Raw genomic sequence first — 21,258 nt, 5'->3', positions numbered from 1 at the left:
TTGAGATCGACCCGGGCCGCCGACACTACGTGAGAGTCGTCAAGCACCCGGCCACATCCGAACCCCAAGTGGGTAAACAAGCGCCTACGCGATGCCGAAGACGTCGCCGACCCGCTCGACCCGCTCCAGCACCTCGGTGAAGGTCATCTGCTCCAGACCGAGCGGGTCCTCGGCACCGGCCTCGACCTCGTCCCACGTGACCGGCGTGGCGACGTACGGCCGCTCCTTGCCGCGCAGGGAGTAGGGCGAGATCGTCGTCTTGCTGCCGGCGTTCTGGGACCAGTCCAGGAAGACCTTCCCGCCCCGCCGGGCCTTGGTCATCGTCGCCGTCACGAGCTTCGGGTGCTCGGCCTGCAGCTCCTCGGCGACCTCCTTGGCCAGCGCCGAGGTCTCCTCGCTGGCGAGCGGCTCGTCGAGGCTCGCGTAGAGGTGCAGGCCCTTGCTCCCGCTGGTGACCGCGTACGACGACAGGCCGCGTGCGTCGAGCCGCTCCCGCACCATCAGGGCGACCGTGCAGCACTCGTGCAGGCCGGCGGGCTCGCCGGGGTCGAGGTCGATGACGACGCGGTTCGCGCCCTGCGGCCGGGCGTCGTCGTCGACCGTCCACTGGTGGACGTGCAGCTCGAGCGCGGCCAGGTTGACCAGCCACGTGAGTGTGGCGAGGTCCTCGACGACCGGGAAGGTGAGCGTGCCCTCCTGCTTGCTGGCCGTGCGCGAGCCGGTGGTGGGGACGGTGACGGTGCGGACCCAGCCCGGCGTGCCGGACGGGGTGTTCTTCTCGAAGAAGCTGCCCTCGGCGACGCCGTGCGGCCATCGGATGCGCGTGACCGCGCGACCGTGCAGGTGCGGGAGCAGGACCGGCGAGATGCGCGCGTAGTAGTCGAGCACCTCCCCCTTGGTCGTGCCGGTGCGCGGGTAGAGCACCTTGCCGAGGTTGCTCAGCTTGAGGGTGCGGCCGTCGACGGCGACGCGGACCTCGCCGGCGTCCTCGCTCATGCGCCGATCGCGATCACGGGGTGGCGGGACGGGTCGACCAGACCGAACAGCTTCTTCAGGAACGAGCGCGGGGCGCTGACGCAGCCGGCGGTGGCGCCCCTGCCGTTGACGTGCAGGAAGATCGCGAAGCCGCGGTGGTGCACCTGCCCGGCATTGAAGCCGGTGGCGAAGGCGTACTCGTAGGGCGCGCGGTGAGCGAGCAGCCGCTCGGAGCCGTTGTCGTCGCTCTCCGGCAGCCACCACCGGAAGCCGCCGACGCTCTTGTTGCGCAGCTGGTTGTAGTAGCGCGAGGCGTTGTCACCGACCCAGTAGTCGCCCTTCCGGATCCGGTGGTAGCCCATCCGCCAGCCGGCCTTCCTCGCGTGCGTCCCGAACGCGAACGGCAGGTCGAACGTGCCGGTCGGCGTGGTGCCGTCGCCCTGGTGCCGCTGCGCCGGCCGGCTCAGCCCGCCGTAGCCGATCCGGCCGTCGCGGGTCGAGAGGCGTTTCGTCCACCGCCCGTGCTGCAGCGCCCAGAACGTCACGCGGGCGTGGTAGCCGCGGGTGCGGTTCGCCGTCACCACCTGGCTGGTGCCGGCTCGCAGCCGCACGCTGACGCCGTCGAGACGGACGGTGGTCGCCGCGTCGGCAGGGCTCGGCAGCAGGCCGAGGAGGAGCACGGGCAGCAGTGCCGCGAGCAGGCGTCGCATCAGGTCTCTCCCCTGTTCTCGAGGTCCGTCGGGCTCAGGTCGGTCCGCACGCCCTGGTAGGAGGGTTGGCGGAGCCGCCCGTCCCGGCCGGCGGTGGGCGGACGTCCGTGGGTGTCCACGTCGACGACGACCAGCGGCTCGACCCAGTGAGTACCCACCGCGTCGACCCGGGGCACCTCGTCGACGAAGGGGCTGGACGCCCGTGCGGTCAGCAGCGCCTTGAGCGGGGCGCTCTCGCGCGGCCCGATGCCGCTGCCCACCTTGCCCCGGAACAGCAGGCCGCCCGCGGTGACCTCACCGACGAGCACCGAGGCCAGCCGGTCGGTCGTGCCCGTCTGCGGCCGCCACCCGCCGACCACGTAGGACCCGCGGAAGCGGTGCGCGAACTTGCGCCACGCGTTGGTCCGCTCGCCCGGGCGGTAGATCGAGTCGAGCCGCTTGCTGACGACGCCCTCGAGTCCCTGCTGCCGGGTCGCCTCGAAGAGCATCCGCCCGTCGTCGTACGACGCCGGGAGCTGCCAGCCGCCGAGGTCGCCCGCGGCCGACACCGTCTCCATCAGGGCCCGGCGCTCCTCGAGCGGCCGGTCGAGGAGCATCCGGCCGTCCAGGCGGAGCAGGTCGAAGACCATGTAGGTCGCCGGCACCCGCGTCGCGAGCCGCGCGGCGGCCGCTCCGCGGACGTGGATCCGCTCGCCCAGGACACGGAAGTCGGGCAGGCCCTCGGCGTTGAGCCCGATGATCTCGCCGTCGACGAGGAGGTCGCGGTCGGGGCCGACGGCGGTGACGTCCGGCCACCCGGTCGTGGCGACGTTCTCGTTGCGAGTGGTCAGCACGACCCGGTGACCGCCCGTCGAGGCCGTCGTGACGTCGGCGAGGATCCGTACGCCGTCCCACTTCACCTCGTGCGTCCACGCTCCACCGACCGGAACATGGTCGCCGGGCGACGCGAGCATCGGACGCATGCCCCCCATCCTGTCGCACCGGGACGGAGGTCCCGCCCGACGCTCCCTGTGTCACAGGTCACGGCGGTGATGAGGCAGGATGCCGCCCATCATGAGCTACGCCGTCATCGGCGCCGGCCCCTCGGGGCTCGCCGCCGCCCGCAACCTGCAGCGCTTCGGTATCGAGTGGACCGGCTACGAGATGTCCGACGGGGTCGGCGGCCTCTGGGACATCGACGCGCCGCGCAGCACCGTCTACGAGTCGGCCCACCTGATCTCGTCGAAGGGAACCACCCAGTTCGCCGAGTTCCCCATGGCCGACTCGGTCGCCGACTACCCCTCGCACCGCGAGCTGATCGCCTACTTCCGCGACTTCGCGAAGCACTTCGGGCTCACCGACGGCTTCCGGTTCGGCACCGAGGTCACCCGCGTCGTCCCGGCCGCGGGCGGTGGGTACGACGTGACGTCGGTCGGGCCCGACGGCGAGCGGACCGAGCACCACGACGGCGTACTCGTCGCGAACGGGACGCTCTCCGAGCCGCACGTGCCGACGTTCGAAGGCACCTTCTCGGGTGAGATCCTGCACACGAGCGGCTACAAGTCGGCCACCGTGTTCGCCGGCAAGCGGGTCCTCATCGTGGGCGCCGGCAACTCGGGCTGCGACATCGCTGTCGACGCCGTGCACCACGCGGCGGCGGTCGACATCTCGGTGCGGCGGGGCTACCACTTCGTGCCGAAGTACGTCTTCGGCAAGCCGTCCGACTCCCTCAACCAGGGCCGTCCGCTGCCCGCGAAGATCAAGCAGGCGGTCGACAGCCGCGTGCTGCGGATGTTCACCGGCGACCCGACGAAGTTCGGCTTCCCGAAGCCCGACCACAAGCTCTACGAGTCGCACCCGATCGTGAACTCGCTGATCCTCCACCACCTCGGGCACGGCGACCTGTCGGTGCGGGCCGACATCGAGCGGTTCGACGGCTCGCGGGTGGTCTTCCGCGACGGCACGAGCGACGACTACGACGTCGTGGTGCTCGCGACCGGCTACCGCCTGCACTACCCGTTCCTCGATCCCGGGCTCCTCCGCTGGGTGCCGCCGGCGGCCCCCGACCTCTACCTCAACGTCGTGAACCCCGACCAGCCGGACCTCTTCGTGCTCGGCATGATCGAGGCGTCCGGGATCGGCTGGCAGGGCCGCTACGAGCAGGCCGAGCTGGTCGCGTCCTACCTCCGCGCCAGGACCGAGCGCCCGCACGCGGCCGCCGCCTTCGAGGGCCGCGCCCGCGGTCCGCGGCCGGACCTGAGCGGCGGGTACCACTACCTCGGCCTCGAGCGAATGGCCTACTACGTCAACAAGGACGCCTACCGCTCCGCCGTCCGGCGCGAGATCGAGGCGCTGGGGGTGGCCCGATGATGGTGCTCGCCAGCGATGTGGACGACCTCCGCATCGCGTTCGACGAGAGCTCGCTGACGACGCTCAAGATCGTGGTCGGGGCGATCCTCTTCGGCATCGCCCTCGACACGCCGCTGTCGTCGTTCGCGGCGGCGCTGCGGCGGCCGGCCGTGATCGGCATCGGCGTCGTCGCGCAGTTCCTGCTCCTGCCGGCCCTGACCTTCCTCCTCACGCTCCTGCTCGACGTACGCGGCTCGGTCGCGCTCGGCATGATCCTGGTCGCCTGCTGCCCGCCGGGCAACGTCTCCAACATCCTCACGCACCGCTCCGGCGGCGACGTGGCGCTCTCGGTGTCGATGACCGCGGTCAGCAACGTGCTCGCGATCGTGCTGATGCCGATCAACTTCGCGTTCTGGGGCGGCCTGCACCCATCGGGCGGCGACCTGCTCCACGACATCGACCTGTCCGTCGGCTCCATGCTGGGCGAGATCGCGTTCGTCATCCTGGTGCCGTTCGCCGTCGGGATCACGATCGCCCGGCTGTGGCCGCGGGTCGCCCGGGTCGGGCACCGGATCATCGGCCCGGTGTCGTTCCTCGCGCTCGGCGCCGTCATCGTCATCGGCGTCGCCAACAACTGGGACATCTTCGTGCACCACATCGGCGTGGTTCTCCTCGCCGTCCTCCTGCACGACGCGCTGGCGCTCCTGCTCGGCTTCGGCATCGCCCGGGCGACCCGCTTGCCGGTCCCCAGCACGAAGGCGATGACGTTCGAGGTCGGCATCCGCAACGCCGGTCTGGGACTGCTCCTCGTCTTCACGTTCTTCGACGGGCTCGGCGGCATGGCGCTGGTCGCCGCCTGGTGGGGCATCTGGGACATCGTCGCGGGTCTCTGCGTGGCACAGTGGTGGCGGCGCCGCACCGCGTCGTCGGCGGCGTCGGCCGAGGCGGTGGCCGCATGAGGGTGCTGGTCACCGGCGGCAACGGCTTCCTCGGCTCGTCCGTCGTCCGCGGCCTGGCCGGCGCCGGCCACGACGTCACGAGCGCCGACCTGGCGGTCCCGGGCACGCCCGTCGACGGCGTCTCGCACGTCGTCGTCGACGTCACCTCCGCACCCGCCGTCTCGGCGGCCGTGGGCGCGGCCCAGCCGGAGGTCGTCGTACACCTCGCGGCGATCGTGACGCCGGGCAAGAAGTCGAACCGCGAGCTCGAGTACGCCGTCGACGTGGACGGCACCCGGCACGTGCTCGACGCCTGCCTCGCGCACGGCGTGCGGCGGATCGTCGTGTCGTCCTCCGGAGCGTCCTACGGCTACCACGCCGACAACCCGGCGTGGATCACCGAGGACCAGCCGGTCCGCGGCAACGAGGAGTTCGCCTACAGCCACCACAAGGCGCTGGTCGAGGGCATGCTCGCCGAGCTGCGCTCCTCGCACCCCGAGCTCGAGCAGGTGGTGCTGCGGATCGGCACGATCCTCGGCGAGACGGTCGACAACCAGATCACGGCGCTCTTCCAGCGACCGCGGCTGCTGAAGATCCGCGGCGCCGAGAGCCCGTTCGTGTTCATCTGGGACACCGACGTCGTCACGATCATGGAGCGCGCCGTGACAGGGGCGGCGACCGGGATCTACAACGTGGCCGGCGACGGCGCGGTCACGATCGACGAGATCGCCGGACGTCTCGGCAAGTCGGTGCTGACGATCCCCGAGCCGGTCCTGCGGACCGCACTCGCGGTCGGCAAGCGGCTCGGCCTGACGGCCTACGGGCCGGAGCAGACGCGGTTCCTGCAGTACCGCCCCGTGCTCGACAACCGGCGCCTCAAGGAGGTGTTCGGCTACACGCCGTCACGCACCTCGGCGGAGGCGTTCGCCGACTGGCAGCGATCGCACGGGCTCTGACCCCGCGTCAGACGAGCACCTCGCCGCCGTGCGTGACGAGCTTGCGGGCGACCTCGGCGAGGTCGGCCCGCCACAGGTCCTCGGGGCCGGGCGGGAGGATCTCGTCCCACTCGATCGCGAACGAGCCTCGCGTCTGCAGCAGTCCCTCGGTACGTCCGAAGAACCACACATGGCAGTGCTCCGTCCCCTCGCCCCAGCGGCCGACATGGCAACGGGCGATGTTGGGCAGCGACTCGACGATGCGGGCCAGTCGCACCGTCAGCACGCCGACCTGAGCGGCCTGGTGCTCGTCGAGATCGGTGAAGTCGAGGTGCTCGTGGGTCTCGAGCATCAGGGTGAGGGGCAACCCGTGCCGGGTGGGCAGCGGTTTGACGCGCCAGACGTCGTCGCGCCAGATCGTGCCGACGGCGCCCCTCTCGTCGCAGAGGCCACAGTCGACGCCACCGGTGCCCCTCCGGCTCTCCTCCGGACCCGGCGGAGCGAGTCGCTTGGCGACGATCGCGCCGTCCTCGACCTCCCAGGGGAACGTCGGCCACTCGGTCACTGGCGGCGCCGGCAGCCGGCCCTCCCCCACCTGGGCGACGACGCGGGCATAGAAGTCAGCTGCGGACTCGGCCATGCCGACACACTGCCACGGTGATCACGCCGCGCGGACGCCGCCCGTGCGCAGCGTCGGCCGTCGCCGATCCCGTGCGCCAGCAGGAACAGGTTCGACGCGCCGGGGACGAGCATGGTCCCGGCGCACACGACCATCAAGGCGAGCAGCGTCTGCTGGGCCGGCATCCGTCTTCGCTCCTTCCTCTGACACTGGACCGGACGAGTCAACCGCACGGGATGCGGTCCGGTCGGCTCACGTCCGTCTGGTGAAGCTGACCCGTCCGTTCGGGAGTCGGTCGGTGGAGCAGGTGGGGTCGTGGACCCGGTGGTGGTGATGGCTGCAGAGCAGGACCGCGTTCGCCAGGTCCGTCCGGCCCCCGCGGGTCCACGGGATCCGGTGGTGGGCTTCGCACCAGGTGCCGGGCATGTCGCAGCCGTCGGCTCGACAGGTCCCGTCCCGCAGCACCAACGCGGTGTGCTGGGCCTTGCTGAACAACCGCTGCCCCCGACCCAGGTCGAGTAGCTCACCCTTCCCACCCAGCACCGCCGGCACGATCCCGGCCGTGCACGCCAGCCGCCGGACCTCGCCGACCGAGAGCGCCTCGCCGCCCGCCACCTCCCCACCGACCACCTCGCCCGCGCCGAGGTCGCTGCGTAGGGAGTCCAGGTCGATGGTGACCACCACGGTGGTCGCCCGACCCCCGTGCTGCGGCAGCGTCGCCGGATCCATCCGCTCCAGGAGGGCACAGAACGCCTGCCCCAGGACCCGCGGATACGGGCCCGCCCCGCGCTTCTCCCCGTGCCGAGGACTGGTGAAGGCGTCCAGGTAGGTCTTCAACCGCACCGCCGCCGCGTCCGGCACCACCGCACTGATCCGGGTGGCGCCGTCCCCGTTCGTCCTGAAACTCAGCCGCGTCTTGCGCCGCGCCGAGGCCTCCTCCGCCGCCAACCGACGCGCCAGGACGGCCTCGGCGATGTCGGGGGCGACCGTGTCCACACCCGCCGCCCCAACCGGCGCAGCTCCTTCGGCGTGTGCCGATTCGCCAGCTCCACCAACGCGGCCTCCGCCGCGGCCAGCGTCTCCGGCGCCAGGTCGGTCGGCAGGTCGTCCAACGCCCGCGCGATCACGTGCGCCTGGTCCAGATGCACCCTGCCCTCGGCCATGCCCCGCCGCAGCACCTCATGGCGCCGGTCCAAGGCGTGCGCCAGCCGGGCGTCGGCACGCGCGGTCCGGGAGTCCCGATGGCCATGCACCACCAGCCAGCCCGCCACGTCCCGCGCCGCACCCCGATCGGCCGCCCCGGCCGCGGCTGACACGACCCGCAGCTCCAGCTCGTCCAGCTGCGCCCGCGCCGCCGCGATCCCCAACAGCGCCATCCGCCGGGCGTCGAGGTCCATGAACGTCGGGTTCACATCCGCCACGCCCTTGAGCCGATCCCGCACACCAGCGATCACCCCCAACACGGGATGACCAGCAGACCCAGCAGCAACCATGACCCCACGCTAAGCAGCGACACAGACACCCAGCCGCGGACCACGAACCCCTGTGCACAGCGGTGAACGGGCCATGCCTGTGGACGACGACCGGCCCGTCCGACGCGCTACCTGAGCCGCACCGCGAAGCCGTCAGCCGGCCTCCTCGGGGCTCGGCGCCTCGCCCTCGCTGCCCCGCACGAGCGTCCGGCGGCGCAGGTCGTTCAGGAGGGCGGGCATCCCTCCACTGGCGTGCACCCGGCGCAGGCGGGCGCACTCGGACTCCTCGAAGAGGCGTCCGGCAAGGTCCTCCAGCGGCGCGCCGAGCGCTCCCCGACCGAGGGCGTGCCACGCCGTCTCGATCGCCTCCATGGCGATCGAGCGCAGCGGACGCATCCGGCCGTCCACGTCGACGATCCGGGCGTCGAGGCCATACCTGACGGCACGGAAGTCGTTCTCGTCGAGCACGGCGTCAGGAATGTCCTCCACCGGCGGGTTCTCGACCGCATGACGGGCCAGCCCTTGGATCAGCGCGGCCAGCCCGGCGGCCCTCTCCAGCGAGCACTGCGCGTCCATGACCCTCACCTCGAGCGTGCCGAAGCGTGGGTGCGGGCGCAGGTCCCACCACAAGTACGTGTGGTCAGGCGCCTCGGCGGCCGCGATCTGCTCGCTCGCGATCGCCTGGTACTCGTCGTAGCTCCGGAACGCCGGCGGCACGCCCGTCCTCGGGTAGGACCGGTGGATGACCGCCCGCGCCGAGGCGAGCCCCGAGTCTCGGCCGTGCCAGAACGGCGACCCCGCGGCGAGGCCGCGCAGGAGGGCCAGCCGGTTGCGCAGGTCGCGGAACGCCGAGACGAGGGAGGCGGCGTCGGGCATGCCGACGTGGACCTGGAAGGCAGCGGTGGGGGTCCTCAGGAAGCCCGCCAGCGAAGAGCTGATCGCGTCGTACCGTGCCCCGGCCGACACGGTGAAGTCGCCCAGGCCCGCCGCGGGGTGCACGCCGACCGCCATCGCGCCCTGGCGAACCTCCTGCAGCGCGGCGCGAGCTCCCGCGAGCGCGTCGATCATCGATGCGGCGTCGTCGCAGATCGGCGTACCGAACTCGATCTCGTCGGCGTACTCCTCCGGTGACACCGAGCACTGCAGGCCGGGTCGCTGCCGCAGCTTCGCGATGGTGGACTCGGCGCCGACTCCGCTCGGCGCGCCGTCGGCCCTGGTGAGGAGGAGCTCGTCCTCCGCACCCAGGGTGAACTCGCCTCCGGAGCGGAACGGCGGAACGGTCACGGGCACGAGATGTCCCACGCAGCCATCATGCGGCGCGCGGTCTCGATCCGGCTAGCGGGAACCGGAGCATTTGACCTGCCCCGCGCGGCCCGCCCGACGTGGAACGTTCACAGGAGCGCCGACGGCCGGACCGACCGGATTCCCCCGGCGACGTCGGCGATCGCCGCCCCGCCCTGCCGCGGGCGCGGCCGGAAGGCGCCGTCGCGCGCCCAGCGGTCGATGCGAGTGCCGTTGAAGAGCGCGAACAGCTCGGCCGTCGGCTCGATGCCGAGCTCGTCGTGGAGGAAGCGGCGGTAGAGCTGGAACTCGTGGATCGCCCCGGCCACGTCGCCCAGCCCCAGCCGGGCCTTGATGACGATCGACCGCATGGCGTCGAGCAGCGGCTCGATCCGGACGGCCTCCTGAGCGGCGCGCAGCGCGGTGTCGAGGTCACCGACCTGGTAGCACGCGCCCGCCAGGGTCTCCAGGGCGCGCAGCCGCTTCTGGGCGAGCCGCTCCCGCTCGTAGAGCACCCAGTCGTCGTACCAGCCCGGGAGCAGGTCCTCGCTGTCGAGGAGCTGCGGCAGCACCGCAGCGGTGCGCTGCCGCGCCGGCGGCGCCTGGATGGCATCGACGAGCTCAGCGACGTCGACGTGGACGTCGCTGCTCAGGCCGACGGTGGAGCGATCGGCGACCAGGATGCCCGGAGCCTCGTGCTGGGTCCGCTTGATCGCGGTGCGCAGGCTCGCGCGCGCCCGGTCCTCCATGGTGTCGGGCCACAGCGTGGCCGCGATGAGGACGCGCGGGCGTCGCCCCCGCAGCGCCAGCAGGGCAGTGAGGCGCTGCTCGCGGCCGCCGAGCTCGATCGTCCGCTGCCCTCGACTCAACTGCCACCAACCCAGGAGCTGGAGGCGCTGAGTATCTGTTCCGTCTGTATGCGGTCGCATTTCCCACGTCCGCTCTGGGCACTCCTGGGAGTGCGGTCCGTTGTAGCCGACCTTGTCGCGACGTGCTCCCCGATCGATCCAGCGAACCGCCGCCGGAAACCCGGTGTCAAGGAACCGGCAGCGACATCACCCACATAGGTGACTCCAGGCACCCGCTCCACTCCTGCGGGCCGCGTCGTCGGCGCGTACGCCGGCCTCGGCTCAGACGGAGCGGAGGCCTGCCACCCAGGCGTCGACCGCGTCGTGCAGCGCCTGCACGTCGGCGACCACGGCGGTGGCGGGCTGCTCGCCCTCGCCGGTCCCGGTGGTCACCCGGAACACCTGCCGGCCGCCCGCGACACCGCGAACGGCGCGGATGACGAGTACGCCGTCGGGCAGCTGCGCTTTCTCGTCGAGGCTCGGATCCACGCCTGTCTCTTCCTTCGAGTCGGCCCGTCCGCCGGTCGGGCCGGGCGAACGATGTCTAGCACAGACGCCCCTGCCCGAGAGGTCTTTCGCAGAACGCTACCGCGCACGCTGGCGCGACGGTCACGGAACGGTCACGCTGCGCCGACTTCCATGTGTCCCCAGATCACACATCCATCGGCGCAGCGAGAGGAGGTGACAACATGCGCAAGGAACTGACCTTCACCGAGCTCGACAGCGAGCGGGTCGAGCTGCTTCCGGCACGCGACACCCTGCTCTTCTTCGGGAAGAACAACTGGGCATCGGTCTACGCGTCGAACTCGTCGCTCGCCTTCAACGCCGCATCGATCTACTCGTCAGCGTCCAGCAACGCGCTGCAGGCCGTCACGGTCAACCAGAGCTGATCCTCGTAGGCGTGGCCGCCTGGCGGCTCCGTTCGCCCGGAGGCGGCCACGCCGATCCGCACAGGTCCCCAGGAGAGGGGGTGAACCCACATGCCAGCACGCCCGGTCATCGGGCTCGACGAGCTCGACGCGCAGCACGGCGACCTGCTCCCCGACCGCGACACCCTCTGCTACGTCGGGTGCGTCAACGTCACCAACGTCGTGGGGGTCAACCTCGCGATCTCGATCAACGCCGCGACCATCAACTCCCAGGCCAACGCGGTGGCGATGCAGTACCTCGCGACATACCTGCACTGACAGGTCCCAGCGTGACGGCGGGCGTGCGGCTCTGGCGCGTCCGCCGTCACTCGGAGCTTCCCTCCGGGCACCAGAGCAACCAGAGCAACCAGAGCAACCAGAGCAACCAGAGCGAGGCCGACGATGAACCAGGCCGTCCAGGAGATGAACCGGCAGCTGCCGGAGGAACCGCGGTGGCGCCGCACCCCACGTACCGAGGTGCTCGGCCCCCTGCAGGACTCGGGACTGCGCAACCCGTCCTACCTGGTCCGCCGGTGGGACGACCAGATGGTGCAGCTCAGCGAGCTTCTCTACCTCGCACTCATCTACGTGGAACCGTTCCGCTCCTCGGCCGAGGTCGCCGAGCTCGTCAGCGCCGCCGACGGCCGCGTGCTGACCGCCGCCGGCCTGGACTACCTCGTCGAGACCCGGCTGCAGCCACTCGGGCTCGTGGAGCCGGCCGGCGGCTCGGACGAGACGCTGCGGGTCCCGCGGTCCAACCCGCTGCTGGCGCTGAGCGTCAAGGGCACCCTGGTGCCCGCCGCCTGGACCCAACGGATCGCGACGTGGTTGCGACCGTTGTTCTGGCCGGTCGTGGTGGTCGTCGCCCTGGCCGCCCTGGTGACGCTCAACGTGGTCGTCGCCCGGCAGGCCGACTTCACCGGCGCCCTGCTCGAGCTCTTCCTCCACCCGACCCTGGCCCTGGTGATGTACGGGATCCTGACCGTGGCCGGGCTGGTCCACGAGCTCGGGCACGCCACCGCCTGCCGGTACGGCGGCGCGCGTCCCGGCGCGATCGGCATCGGCCTCTACATCGTCTTCCCTGCGTTCTACACCGACGTGACCGACTCCTACCGGCTCGGCCGCGCCGGGCGCGTGCGCACCGACCTGGGCGGCCTCTACTTCCACACCTGGTGCGTTGTCGCGCTGGCGCTCGCCTACCTGCAGACCGGCGCGGGCGTGCTCCTGCTCACCGGCCTGGTCATGCAGATCCAGATGCTGCAGCAGCTCATCCCGGTCGTCCGGTTCGACGGCTACTACGTGCTCGCCGACCTCGCCGGCGTACCGGACCTCTTCGCTCGCGTCGGTCCGGTGATCAGGAGCCTGCGGCCCGGCGAACCGGCCGACCCCCGCGTGACGGAGCTCAAGCCGGCCGCCCGCCGGCTCGTCACCGGCTGGGTCGTGGTGGTGGTCCCGCTGCTCCTCGGCGTCGCCGCCTGGCTGATCTGGACCATCCCCGACCTGGTCGACTCGGCCCGCATCGGCATCTCGGCGCAGCAGGACGCGTTCGCGCAGGCGTGGCCGGGCCATGACGTGGCGATGATGGCGCTGTCGGTGTTCTCGGTCTTCCTGATCCTCCTCCCGCTGGTCGGCGTGGGGATCGTGCTGTGGCGCGCGGTCGCCTCGCTCGGCCCGATGGCGCACGCCGGCCTACGCCGGGCCGGAGCCCGCAGGCGGACGGCGGCCGAGCTCGACGACGAGTGGGAGTCCGACGAGCAGGACGCGATCAGCCCGGACGTCGCGGCGGCGGTCGCCGCGGTGCCCTCCCACCGGGCGCCCTCTGCCGCCGACTTCACCGACGCGAACATGCTCGACGCCCGCCGCCCGGCGCCGCCAACCGGTTGGCGCCGCGCCGTCTACCAGGCCAGCGGACACGCCCTGAACCCCGGCCTCAGCTCAGGCGACCGCCGACGGGCCGAGCTCGAGAACCGGATGCGGACGCCGATCGCCGGCTCCCGCCGCGTCGTCGTGATGAGCCGCAAGGGAGGCGTCGGCAAGACCACCATGACGCTCGCGCTCGGCAGCATCTTCGCCATGCTCCGCGGCGACCGGGTCGTCGCCGTCGACGCCAACCCCGACGCCGGCAACCTCGCCCACCGCGTGGCGCCGCCACACTCGCGCAGGATCACCGACCTACTGCGGGAGGTCGACCGGATCAGCAGCTATTCGGTGCTCCGTGAGTTCACCTCGCAGGCGGTCGAGTCGCGGCTGGAGGTGCTCGCGTCGGACGACGACCCGCGGATCGGGCAGGCCCTCGGTCGGGAGGAGTACCACGCGCTGATCACGTTGCTCGACCGCTTCTACAACCTCATCCTCCTGGACACCGGGACCGGCATCCTCGACAGCGCGAACCAGGGGTTGCTCGAGGAGGCGGACCAGCTGGTGCTGGTCCTCGGTCCCGGCCTCGACGGCGGGCGCGCGGCAGCGCTGACCCTCGACTGGCTCGACGAGCACGGCTTCGAGCGGCTGGTCGTGCGCGCCGTCGTCGTCATCAACGGCGTACGCGACCGCAACGACCGGACCCACGACCGGATGCGACGTCACTTCGAGCGGCGATGCCAGCAGGTGCTCACGGTCCCGTGGGACCCCGAGCTGGCGACCGGCGCCCAGACGCGCGTGACGAGCCTGCGCCGCCAGACGCGCGACGACCTCGTCCAGGTGGCGGCGGCCGTCGCCGACATCTTCAGAGAACAGGAGCTACGTCGATGACAAGCACCCTCAAGGCCGCGGCGCTCGCCGCCGGCGCACTCGTCCTGCTGTTCGCACCGGCCGGCGCGTCGTACTCCCACCGGGACGCCCCGGCGCGCAACCTGGACCTCACCTCGTCGGCACACCCGAGCGAGGCCCGGCCGAACCACTCCGACCAGGCGACCGACATCTCATCGACGTGGGCGCGCACCGTGCGCGCGGACACCACCGCCCTGGCATCGACGAACTGCGACGGCTGCAACGGCGACGCGACGACCCTGCAGGTGCTCTATGTCAACCACGGCCGCGACGTCTCGGTCGACAACGCCGCCGTCGCCTGGAGCCAGTGCGCCGACTGCGGGGGCACGGCGCTGTCCGTCCAGGTCGTCGTGCTGGCCGGTGGGCACCAGGTCAGGGCCGACAACCGTGCCTTCGCGGTGAACGCCGCGTGCGCGGGCTGCAACACCGCGGCCATCGCCTACCAGCTCGTCGTCGTCACGCCCCGCCACTCCCACCTCAGCAAGGAAGCCGCGCAGGAGCTGCGTGACTGGGTGGCCGCGCAGGCAGCGGCGCTGCGCCACGACCCCGCGGCACTCTCACGCCGGCCGGCTGCGGCCGCCCGCGCCGAGCAGCACGCTGCGGACGGACTCGAGGGCCTCGTGAACGGCGACCTCGGCAGCCGGACCCGCGAGCTCGACGTCAGCGACGCCCCTGGGCGGTGATGCGGCGACGTGCGAGCATCGGCCCCGTGAGCTCGCCTGACGCCGACCCGCCCGACTGGGTCGACGGCGCACCCACGAGCCGTCGCGGTCAGTCGTGCGCCTTCTGCGGAAGCAAGGACGTCACGTGGGTGCATCCGCTCGCGCGCGACCTGCTCACCTACCGCGTGTACGGCGACGGATACACACTCCCGACGTTCTGGACCCTCTGCGACGCCTGCGAAGTGATGCACGCGTCGCAGGACCTGGACGCGGCCGTGACGGTCATGCGGTCGTCGGGCTGGTCGTGGGTGGCGGACGAGGACGTCGCGGAGTGCATCCTCAAGCCGCTCGCCGTCTTCCGCCGCGCGGACCTCGGTGCCCGGCGCCTGGAAGCTTGACGCTTGCGTCCCCGACGGCACGGGAGCCGAGCTCGCTGCGTGAGGGCGCGGCTCCCGTGCTTGTCGGTCCGGCTGGACTGCCGGTGCCCGCGGGTCAGGCCGTGATCTGCGCCGGCGAGCCGGACTCCGACTCCGAGTCGCTGCTGATCTGGATCTTCCGCGGCTTGGCCCGCTCCGCGACCGGGACGACCAACCGCAGCACACCGTCGGCGTACCCCGCCTCGATGCGGTCGAAATCGAGGTTGTCGCCGAGGACGAGCTGGCGGCTGAAGGCGCCCTTCGGCCGCTCGGAGGCGAGCGTCTCCCAGTCGCCGTTGCGGGCGACGCGTTCGGCGCGAACGGTCAGCACGTTGCGCTCGACGTCGAGGTCGATGCTCTCCTTCGCCACACCGGGGAGGTCGAACTCGATGACGAACCGGTCCCCTTCGCGCCAGGCGTCCATCGGCATCACCGCGGGACGGTTGGTGGTGCCGAGCAACTGCTGGGTGAGGCGGTCGAAGTCACGGAACGGGTCGGTGTTTCGCAGCAGCATCACTTGTCCTCCTGGTTCTCGCGGGGACGCCAGCCCCTGTATTGGGTGTTATAGGTTTCTTATAGTCAGAGTATGAGGAAAGATCAAGACCGGCAGGCGGTCGGACCAGCGAAGGGAGCGGCGTGACCAGTACGAGCCGCGGCGTGTTCGCCATCTCGGTCGCTGCCGAGATGGTCTCCATGGAGATCCAGAACCTGCGCGTCTACGAGCGCCGGGGGCTCCTGCAGCCCGATCGCACGCCCGGGGGCAGTCGCCTCTACAGCCAGGACGACATCGACCGGCTCCGCCGGATCCGCGAGCTGCTCGCCGACGGGCTCAACCTGGCCGGCATCGCCCGCGTGCTGGTGCTCGAGGACCGGGTCGCGGCTCTCGAGCGACAGCTCGGCCGCTAGCCGACGAGGTCAGTGGGCATCGGCTTCGTCGAGGTGCTCGGACTGGGTGAACCAGTACAGCCCGGCCAGCGGCGGCAGCACCACGACGGTCGCGCAACCGACGGCGATGATCAGTCCGATGAGCGTGGAGCGGGCGCCGCCCGCGTCGTTGATACGTACCTGATCGACCAGCAGCCACGGGTACTGGCCCACGCCCCACCCGGAGATCACCGTCGCGACCGCGGCGACGGCGGTGATCCGCGCCGGTGAGAACCGCCGTCGCCAGAGCAGTCCCAACGTCGTCACACCGGCGATGGCCGAGATCACGATCAGCGGCGCCGCCTGACGCTCCAGCCCTCGCGCGAGAGTCGGCGCGTCCTGCCGGATCGGGATGAGCGCGGCGAAGACGACGAGGCCGGTGATGACGCCGACACCGAGAGTCCTCCGGCGCAGCGTGTCGATGAGCCCCCCGTGGCCGGTGCGTTCGGCGTCAGCACAGAGGAACGTCCCAGCGAGGAAGGCACACGTTCCGACGGCGATGACACCACCGAAGAGCGACACCGGGTTGAGCCAGGACGACCAGCGGTCGCCGTAACCCTCGGCAGGCACCCGCCCGGAAGCGATCGCGCCGGCGACGGTGCCGAGGAAGAACGGCGTCACGAGGGACGACCCGGCGAAGACGGCGCCGTAGAGCCGCGCCTGACCCAGAGAGGGCGCGTACTTGCGGAAGGCGAAGGCCGCGCCCCGCAGCACGATCCCGGCCAGCGCAAGCGCCAGCGGAATGAACAGGGTCGTCGTCATCGCGGCGAAGGACCGCGGGAAGCCGGTCCACCAGGTCACCAGGCAGAAGATCAACCACACGTGGTTGGCCTCCCACACCGGCCCGATGCTGTGGTCGACGAGGCTGCGCATCTCCGCCCCGCGCGAGGGCCCTCCGGCGGTGAGGTCGAAGAAGCCGGAGCCGAAGTCGGCGCCGGCGAAGAGCGCGTAGGCGAGCACGCCGACGAAGAGGGCGGCGGCGACCGCGATCTCGAGCGTCATCGGGTCGCTGCCTTCTCCGGAGCGGGGCCGTAGGGACTCGGCAGCTCCTCCTCGCCGGCCCGCCAACGGCGTGCCATCGAGCGGAGCACGACCAGGGCGCCCACGGTCATCCCGAGGTAGACGACGAGCACACCGGAGAACATCCACCACAGACCGGGGTTGTCGCCCGCCGCCTGGACCGTCCGCAGGACCCCGAAGACCGTCCACGGCTGCCGGCCCACCTCCGTCGCGACCCAACCCGACTCGAGCGCCAGCACGGCCAGCGGTCCGGCGACCACGAGGCACCGCAGAGCCCAGCGGCGGCGGATCAGGTCGTGACCGCGCCAGCGGAGCACCCAGTAGACGGTCACAGCGAGGGCCAGCAGCGTCCCGATACCGACCATGGACTGGAACGCGATGTGCGTGACGTTGACCGGCGGGAGGTCCTGGGCGGGAAAGGCGTCCAACCCCTGGACCGGCTTGTTGAACGAGCCGCGGGCGATGAACGAGCCCCATCGGGGAATCTCGAGATAGCCGCGAGCCTGGCCGTCGATGAGCAGGCCGCCGATGCGCAGTGGCGCCGGCTGCTCCGTGGTGGTGGCGAGCTCGAAGGCCGCCAGCTTGGTGGGTTGGATGTCGCCGAGCGCCATACCCAGGACGTGTCCGACGACCGGCTGGAGGATGGCCGCCACCGACGCGAACACCAGGGGCACCGTCAGGCCCTGGCGATGATGCTCGTCGAGGCGGCCCCGCAGCATGCCGGTGGCGTAGACCGCCGCGACGACGAAGCCGACGAGCATGTACGCCGCCAGCCACATGTGCGCGAACTGCAGGAAGGCGCGACCGTTGAACATGGCCCGCCACGGGTGCACGTCGACCACCTCGCCGGAGGCGGTCAGCGTGAACCCGCTCGGCATGTTCATCCACGCGTTGGCGGACACCACGCAGTAGGTGCCGAACACCCCGGCGGCCATCATCGGCACCAGCGCCCAGAGGTGCAGCCAGCGAGGCAGTCGGTCCCAGCCGTAGAGGTAGATGCCGAGGAAGATCGCCTCGGTGAAGAACGACAGTCCCTCGAACGCGAACGGCAGGCCGAGCACGTCGCCGAAGCGGCCCATCAGCCCCGGCCACAGCAGGCCCATCTCGAAGCTGAGCACGGTGCCCGAGACCGCACCGATCGCGAAGAGCACCGCGGCCACCTTCGACCAGCGCTGTGCCAGGCGCAGACACGTCTCGTTCCCTCGCAGCCCGCGCAGGTGCATCACGAAGATCATCGCGGGAAAGGCGGCTCCGAACGCGGCCAGGACGATGTGCCAGCCGAGCGAGACGGCCATCTGCTCCCTGGCCGGCAGCAGACCGGCCGGTTGGGCGATCAGCGGCAGCACGTTCGCCCCCCTCCACGTCGGGACCGCCCGGTCCGGTACCCCGACCGGGCCATCCCCTGCAGCCGGGAGCCGCCCGTACGGTCGTCTGGACGGTGACGCGCTCAGACGGTGACCGGCTGCCCGCCCGTGACCGCCAGCACCTCGCCGGTGACGGAGCGGGCCTCGCGAGAGGCGAGGTCGACGAAGGCGGTCGCCGCCTCGGCAGGCTGGCCGGCGCGACCCATCGGCGTCTGCTCGCCGAACGACTCGCTGGATCGGTGCGACTCCGTACCGACGCACGAGGCAGGAAACTCCGAGCCGCCGGCGGCGAAGGCGGCAGCCCGATCACGCTGGCGCGCGCCCGGGCATCGCCCACCCTTCGGCGAGCCGGGACGCCGAGAGGGGGCGGGCGTCACCGAAGAAGTCGCAGAACTTCATGATGAGCGGGTCCCACTTGTGCGGGTCGACGTACGCGGTGCCCGGGACCAGGATCGACTCGTCGACGTGAGAGCGCAGGACGCGCACCTGCAGCGCCTGGGCCGTCCCGAAGTCGTGCGAGGTCACGAGCTCGCACTCCAGCTGGATCGGGCACTCCGCGACCCGCTCGGGGGCGACGAGGTCGGAGGCCTGCCGGGTGAGGCCGGCGGCTTCGAACTTCCGCGGCTCGTAGCGGTAGCCGGTCTCCTGCTTGTGCGCGCTGAGGACCGGTTCTCCCGTCAGCAGTGCCAGCCGGTCGACCTGGCCGACCAGGTCGGCGGGTGCCAGGTTCAGGACGCACGCTCCGGTCCGGAGGATGTTCTTCGTCGTCCGGGACGAGCCGGCGAGGCCGAGCATCGCGCAGTCGCCGAGCCACCAGGCGGACGACATCGGGGCGACGTTCGTGGTGCCGTCCGGGTTCGTCGTCGTGACGAGGACGACGGGTGTGCCGTAGTAGTGGACCTTGAGCGGGACGTCGAGATGCATGGGTCCAGCCTGCGTGCGCGCCGGCGGGGAGTCTGGCGCAATTCGGACGTCGCAGAGCGTAGGGCTGCGAGGTGCCCTTGCCGGCCGTGGCGATGTGCTCCACATTTGAGTCGGCACGGTCTCGGGGCACGGGGAGGAGATCTGATGCAGGCGCTCGACACCAGCGCACTTCCGCGACGGGAGCGGGCCGATGCCATCGTCACGCACCTGCGCGAGATCGCGCTTGCCTCGAAGGTCGTGCTCCAGGATCCGGATCGGGCGTTCATGTCGACGAGGGTCTACCAGTTGGGCGACGTGCAGCTGGTGCACCTTCGGCGCTCGGGCCTGTTCATCGAGGTCACTCGGGAGCGGGACGACACAGCACCGACGATTGCGATGATGCTGGGCTCGCGGGCGCAGGCGACCCGGGAGCAGTTCGGTCACACGATCGAGCAACGGGCAGGCGTCGTCGACATGGTCGAGCTCAACCAGCCGCACAAGACGTGGAACCACAGCAGCAGGAACGGGTGGTGCCTGAAGGCCCCGGCAGACGCCCTGGCGCTGCCGCCTGTGCTCATCCGCCGAGCACGGGCGGCGTTGCTCAGCAGCCCCCTGCAAGCGGTCTACGCCAGCCATCTGAAACGGCTGACGACGTCGGCCGCCACCCTGGCCGAGGACCCCGCGGCGCCGGATCTCGGCGCGGCGACCATCGCGCTGTCCCGCGCCCTGATCAGCTCAGCTGCAGGCGACGGCGTTCATGCACGGGAGGCGCTCCATGAGTCGCTGGTGCCACGGATCCAGGTGTTCGTCCGCGAGCACTTGCGTGACCCCGACCTGACTCCCGAGACGATCGCGTCCGCTCACCACATCTCGGTCCGGCTGCTCTACCGCGTCATGGCCGAGGCGGGCCTGCAGCTGGAGCAGTGGGTCATCGACCAGCGCCTCGAAGGGGCGCGCAGCGACCTGGCATCCGCCGTCGGGCGCCACAAGAGCATCGCAGCCATCGCCCACCAGTGGGCCTTCGCGACGCCCTCCCACTTCAGCCGGCGCTTCCGCACGAAGTACGGCCTGACTCCCCGCGAGTGGCAGCGCACCCAGGCTTGAAGCCGCCACCGTGCGCCCGTCCCCGGCACGGTCAGGTCAGCGCTCGTGCACGCAGGGACAACTGCCCTTCCTCCTGGCTCGCGATCCTGGCCGTTCTCGGACCGCCCGAAGCCGCGATGCCGCAGGAGGAGAGCCATGCCAGTCCTTCACCCGCGCCTCCGGCATGGAGGCGCTCCCGATGGAGACGGACCACCTGGAGTCTGGTCAATCCCGGTGGGACGGTCAGCCGGCGGCCTTCCGGATGAGGTCGGTCACCACGCCTGGGTGGCTCATCATCGCGACGTGGGAGCTGTCGATGACCACGGTCGTCGACCCCGCACGCTCCGCCATCGCACGCTCCGCCTCGGGTGGGATGATCCGATCCTGCTTGGCGACGAGGTACCAGCTGGGAATCCTCTTCCACGCAGGTTCGCCGGACGGGGTGACCAGGGCCGAGAGCGCTCCGGGGCGCTGGGAGGTGGCCATGAAGGTGGCGGTCTTCTCCGGCAGGTCCTGGGCGAACAGCTGGTGGAACCACGCCGGGTCGATGGACGCGTCGGCGTCTCCGGCCGGCGCACCTGGGTAGGGCCGAACGATCAAGTGGTCGGTGACGTCGGTGTGTCCGCCGCCCAGGTCGTTGGCCGCCTCGACGCTCTCTCCGGCCGCCGGTGCGTAGGCCGCGACGTAGACCAGGCTCTTGACGTGCGGGTTGCCGGTGGCGGCATTGGTGATGACGGCGCCGCCATAGGAGTGGCCGACGAGGACGACGTCACCACCGATGGTGGACAGGAACTGGCGCAGGTACTCGCCGTCGGCGGTCGGCCCGCGCAACGGGTTCGAGAACGCGAGGACCGGGTAGCCGGCCTCCGTGAGGCGCCGGGCGACCGCGGACCAACCGCTGGAGTCGGCGAAGGCGCCATGCACGAGGACGATGGTCGGCTTGGCCGGCTGATGGGCGTTGTGTCCGCCCGATGCTGGGGCCGGGGCTGGGACAGCGGCGAACGAGGCGGCGGCCGTGAGGGTGAGAGCCGCGGCGACCCGGTTGAGTCGGAACTTCTTCATGGATTCCTCCTGGGTGGGACGGGACGTCCCCGATGCTGTGCGGA

The 21,258-nt window shown here is 71.3% G+C and carries 25 protein-coding genes; 10 read left to right on the top strand and 15 right to left on the bottom strand.

All coding sequences use genetic code 11. The annotated features are described in order from the left end of the window. Nucleotides 1-84: 84 nt before the first annotated feature. The 3 genes from ligD to QDS12_RS07185 are packed head-to-tail and all read right to left on the bottom strand — an operon-like array spanning nt 85 to nt 2,647. Nucleotides 85-996, bottom strand: coding sequence for a non-homologous end-joining DNA ligase (gene ligD, locus QDS12_RS07195; RefSeq protein WP_279878066.1), 912 nt, complete (start codon nt 994-996; stop codon nt 85-87). Next, nucleotides 993-1,685, bottom strand: a complete 693-nt coding sequence (locus QDS12_RS07190) for a L,D-transpeptidase family protein (protein WP_279878065.1) — start codon at nt 1,683-1,685, stop codon at nt 993-995. The genes ligD and QDS12_RS07190 overlap by 4 nt, the downstream gene beginning before the upstream one ends. Continuing rightward, complete coding sequence (locus QDS12_RS07185; protein WP_279878063.1) at nt 1,685-2,647, bottom strand: DNA ligase; 963 nt, start codon at nt 2,645-2,647, stop codon at nt 1,685-1,687. The genes QDS12_RS07190 and QDS12_RS07185 overlap by 1 nt, the downstream gene beginning before the upstream one ends. A 91-nt stretch (nt 2,648-2,738) precedes the next feature. Between QDS12_RS07185 and QDS12_RS07180 the strand changes: the two genes are divergently transcribed. The 3 genes from QDS12_RS07180 to QDS12_RS07170 are packed head-to-tail and all read left to right on the top strand — an operon-like array spanning nt 2,739 to nt 5,907. Next, nucleotides 2,739-4,034, top strand: a complete 1,296-nt coding sequence (locus QDS12_RS07180) for an NAD(P)-binding domain-containing protein (protein WP_279878062.1) — start codon at nt 2,739-2,741, stop codon at nt 4,032-4,034. After that, nucleotides 4,031-4,972: a bile acid:sodium symporter gene (locus tag QDS12_RS07175; protein ID WP_279878061.1), complete on the top strand. Its 942-nt coding sequence runs from the start codon at nt 4,031-4,033 to the stop codon at nt 4,970-4,972. Before QDS12_RS07180 ends, QDS12_RS07175 begins: the two co-directional genes overlap by 4 nt. Next, nucleotides 4,969-5,907 (top strand): SDR family oxidoreductase, encoded by a 939-nt coding sequence (locus QDS12_RS07170; RefSeq protein ID WP_279878060.1) that lies wholly within the window; start codon nt 4,969-4,971, stop codon nt 5,905-5,907. The genes QDS12_RS07175 and QDS12_RS07170 overlap by 4 nt, the downstream gene beginning before the upstream one ends. 7 nt (nt 5,908-5,914) lie before the next feature. Here QDS12_RS07170 and QDS12_RS07165 read toward each other — a convergent pair whose 3' ends face one another. The 6 genes from QDS12_RS07165 to QDS12_RS07140 form a co-directional block, all read right to left on the bottom strand. Then, a complete protein-coding gene (locus tag QDS12_RS07165) occupies nt 5,915-6,526 on the bottom strand; it encodes a hypothetical protein (RefSeq protein WP_279878058.1) in 612 nt (203 codons plus the stop codon). Between the two features lie 231 nt (nt 6,527-6,757). Next, complete coding sequence (locus QDS12_RS07160) at nt 6,758-7,501, bottom strand: HNH endonuclease signature motif containing protein (protein WP_279878056.1); 744 nt, start codon at nt 7,499-7,501, stop codon at nt 6,758-6,760. Beyond that, nucleotides 7,411-7,998 (bottom strand): DUF222 domain-containing protein, encoded by a 588-nt coding sequence (locus tag QDS12_RS07155; RefSeq protein ID WP_279878055.1) that lies wholly within the window; start codon nt 7,996-7,998, stop codon nt 7,411-7,413. The genes QDS12_RS07160 and QDS12_RS07155 overlap by 91 nt, the downstream gene beginning before the upstream one ends. Nucleotides 7,999-8,130: 132 nt before the next feature. Continuing rightward, entirely contained in the window at nt 8,131-9,279 is a 1,149-nt protein-coding gene (locus tag QDS12_RS07150) for a glutamate-cysteine ligase family protein (RefSeq protein ID WP_279878053.1), read from the bottom strand. Nucleotides 9,280-9,368: 89 nt separating this feature from the next. Beyond that, nucleotides 9,369-10,127: a BTAD domain-containing putative transcriptional regulator gene (locus QDS12_RS07145; protein WP_279878051.1), complete on the bottom strand. Its 759-nt coding sequence runs from the start codon at nt 10,125-10,127 to the stop codon at nt 9,369-9,371. 261 nt (nt 10,128-10,388) lie between these two features. After that, the gene (locus tag QDS12_RS07140; RefSeq protein ID WP_279878048.1) at nt 10,389-10,595 is read right to left on the bottom strand and encodes a hypothetical protein; all 207 of its coding nucleotides are present in this window, start codon (nt 10,593-10,595) and stop codon (nt 10,389-10,391) included. 200 nt (nt 10,596-10,795) lie between these two features. Between QDS12_RS07140 and QDS12_RS07135 the strand changes: the two genes are divergently transcribed. From QDS12_RS07135 to QDS12_RS07115, 5 genes are all read left to right on the top strand, one after another. After that, nucleotides 10,796-10,996 carry a hypothetical protein gene (locus tag QDS12_RS07135; protein ID WP_279878046.1) on the top strand — a complete coding sequence of 67 codons (201 nt, stop codon included), beginning with the start codon at nt 10,796-10,798 and terminating at the stop codon, nt 10,994-10,996. 90 nt (nt 10,997-11,086) lie between these two features. Then, nucleotides 11,087-11,293, top strand: coding sequence for a hypothetical protein (locus QDS12_RS07130; protein WP_279878044.1), 207 nt, complete (start codon nt 11,087-11,089; stop codon nt 11,291-11,293). A gap of 123 nt (nt 11,294-11,416) precedes the next feature. Next, nucleotides 11,417-13,762: a MinD/ParA family protein gene (locus QDS12_RS07125; protein WP_279878043.1), complete on the top strand. Its 2,346-nt coding sequence runs from the start codon at nt 11,417-11,419 to the stop codon at nt 13,760-13,762. Continuing rightward, complete coding sequence (locus QDS12_RS07120) at nt 13,759-14,463, top strand: hypothetical protein (protein ID WP_279878041.1); 705 nt, start codon at nt 13,759-13,761, stop codon at nt 14,461-14,463. The genes QDS12_RS07125 and QDS12_RS07120 overlap by 4 nt, the downstream gene beginning before the upstream one ends. 26 nt (nt 14,464-14,489) lie before the next feature. After that, entirely contained in the window at nt 14,490-14,840 is a 351-nt protein-coding gene (locus tag QDS12_RS07115) for a hypothetical protein (protein WP_279878040.1), read from the top strand. 94 nt (nt 14,841-14,934) lie between these two features. Here QDS12_RS07115 and QDS12_RS07110 read toward each other — a convergent pair whose 3' ends face one another. Then, nucleotides 14,935-15,372 (bottom strand): Hsp20 family protein, encoded by a 438-nt coding sequence (locus QDS12_RS07110; RefSeq protein ID WP_279878476.1) that lies wholly within the window; start codon nt 15,370-15,372, stop codon nt 14,935-14,937. 122 nt (nt 15,373-15,494) lie between these two features. Between QDS12_RS07110 and QDS12_RS07105 the strand changes: the two genes are divergently transcribed. Continuing rightward, on the top strand, nt 15,495-15,764 hold the full coding sequence (locus tag QDS12_RS07105; protein ID WP_279878038.1) for a MerR family transcriptional regulator: 270 nt from the start codon (nt 15,495-15,497) through the stop codon (nt 15,762-15,764). A gap of 9 nt (nt 15,765-15,773) precedes the next feature. Here QDS12_RS07105 and QDS12_RS07100 read toward each other — a convergent pair whose 3' ends face one another. The 4 genes from QDS12_RS07100 to QDS12_RS07085 form a co-directional block, all read right to left on the bottom strand. Further along, complete coding sequence (locus tag QDS12_RS07100; protein ID WP_279878037.1) at nt 15,774-16,784, bottom strand: cytochrome d ubiquinol oxidase subunit II; 1,011 nt, start codon at nt 16,782-16,784, stop codon at nt 15,774-15,776. Next, nucleotides 16,781-18,148 (bottom strand): cytochrome ubiquinol oxidase subunit I, encoded by a 1,368-nt coding sequence (locus QDS12_RS07095; RefSeq protein ID WP_279878035.1) that lies wholly within the window; start codon nt 18,146-18,148, stop codon nt 16,781-16,783. The genes QDS12_RS07100 and QDS12_RS07095 overlap by 4 nt, the downstream gene beginning before the upstream one ends. A 101-nt stretch (nt 18,149-18,249) precedes the next feature. Next, a complete protein-coding gene (locus QDS12_RS07090; RefSeq protein WP_279878034.1) occupies nt 18,250-18,543 on the bottom strand; it encodes an SDR family oxidoreductase in 294 nt (97 codons plus the stop codon). Next, complete coding sequence (locus tag QDS12_RS07085) at nt 18,473-19,090, bottom strand: flavin reductase family protein (RefSeq protein ID WP_279878033.1); 618 nt, start codon at nt 19,088-19,090, stop codon at nt 18,473-18,475. Before QDS12_RS07085 ends, QDS12_RS07090 begins: the two co-directional genes overlap by 71 nt. A 144-nt stretch (nt 19,091-19,234) precedes the next feature. Between QDS12_RS07085 and QDS12_RS07080 the strand changes: the two genes are divergently transcribed. Beyond that, nucleotides 19,235-20,173, top strand: coding sequence for a helix-turn-helix domain-containing protein (locus QDS12_RS07080; protein WP_279878031.1), 939 nt, complete (start codon nt 19,235-19,237; stop codon nt 20,171-20,173). Nucleotides 20,174-20,395: 222 nt separating this feature from the next. Here QDS12_RS07080 and QDS12_RS07075 read toward each other — a convergent pair whose 3' ends face one another. Next, the gene (locus QDS12_RS07075; RefSeq protein WP_279878029.1) at nt 20,396-21,214 is read right to left on the bottom strand and encodes an alpha/beta hydrolase; all 819 of its coding nucleotides are present in this window, start codon (nt 21,212-21,214) and stop codon (nt 20,396-20,398) included. Nucleotides 21,215-21,258: the final 44 nt, after the last annotated feature.

Origin of the sequence: Nocardioides sp. CER19 (assembly GCF_029846275.1) — a bacterium.
Lineage (GTDB): Bacteria > Actinomycetota > Actinomycetes > Propionibacteriales > Nocardioidaceae > Nocardioides.
This window is presented reverse-complemented; position numbering and strand designations above follow the sequence as displayed.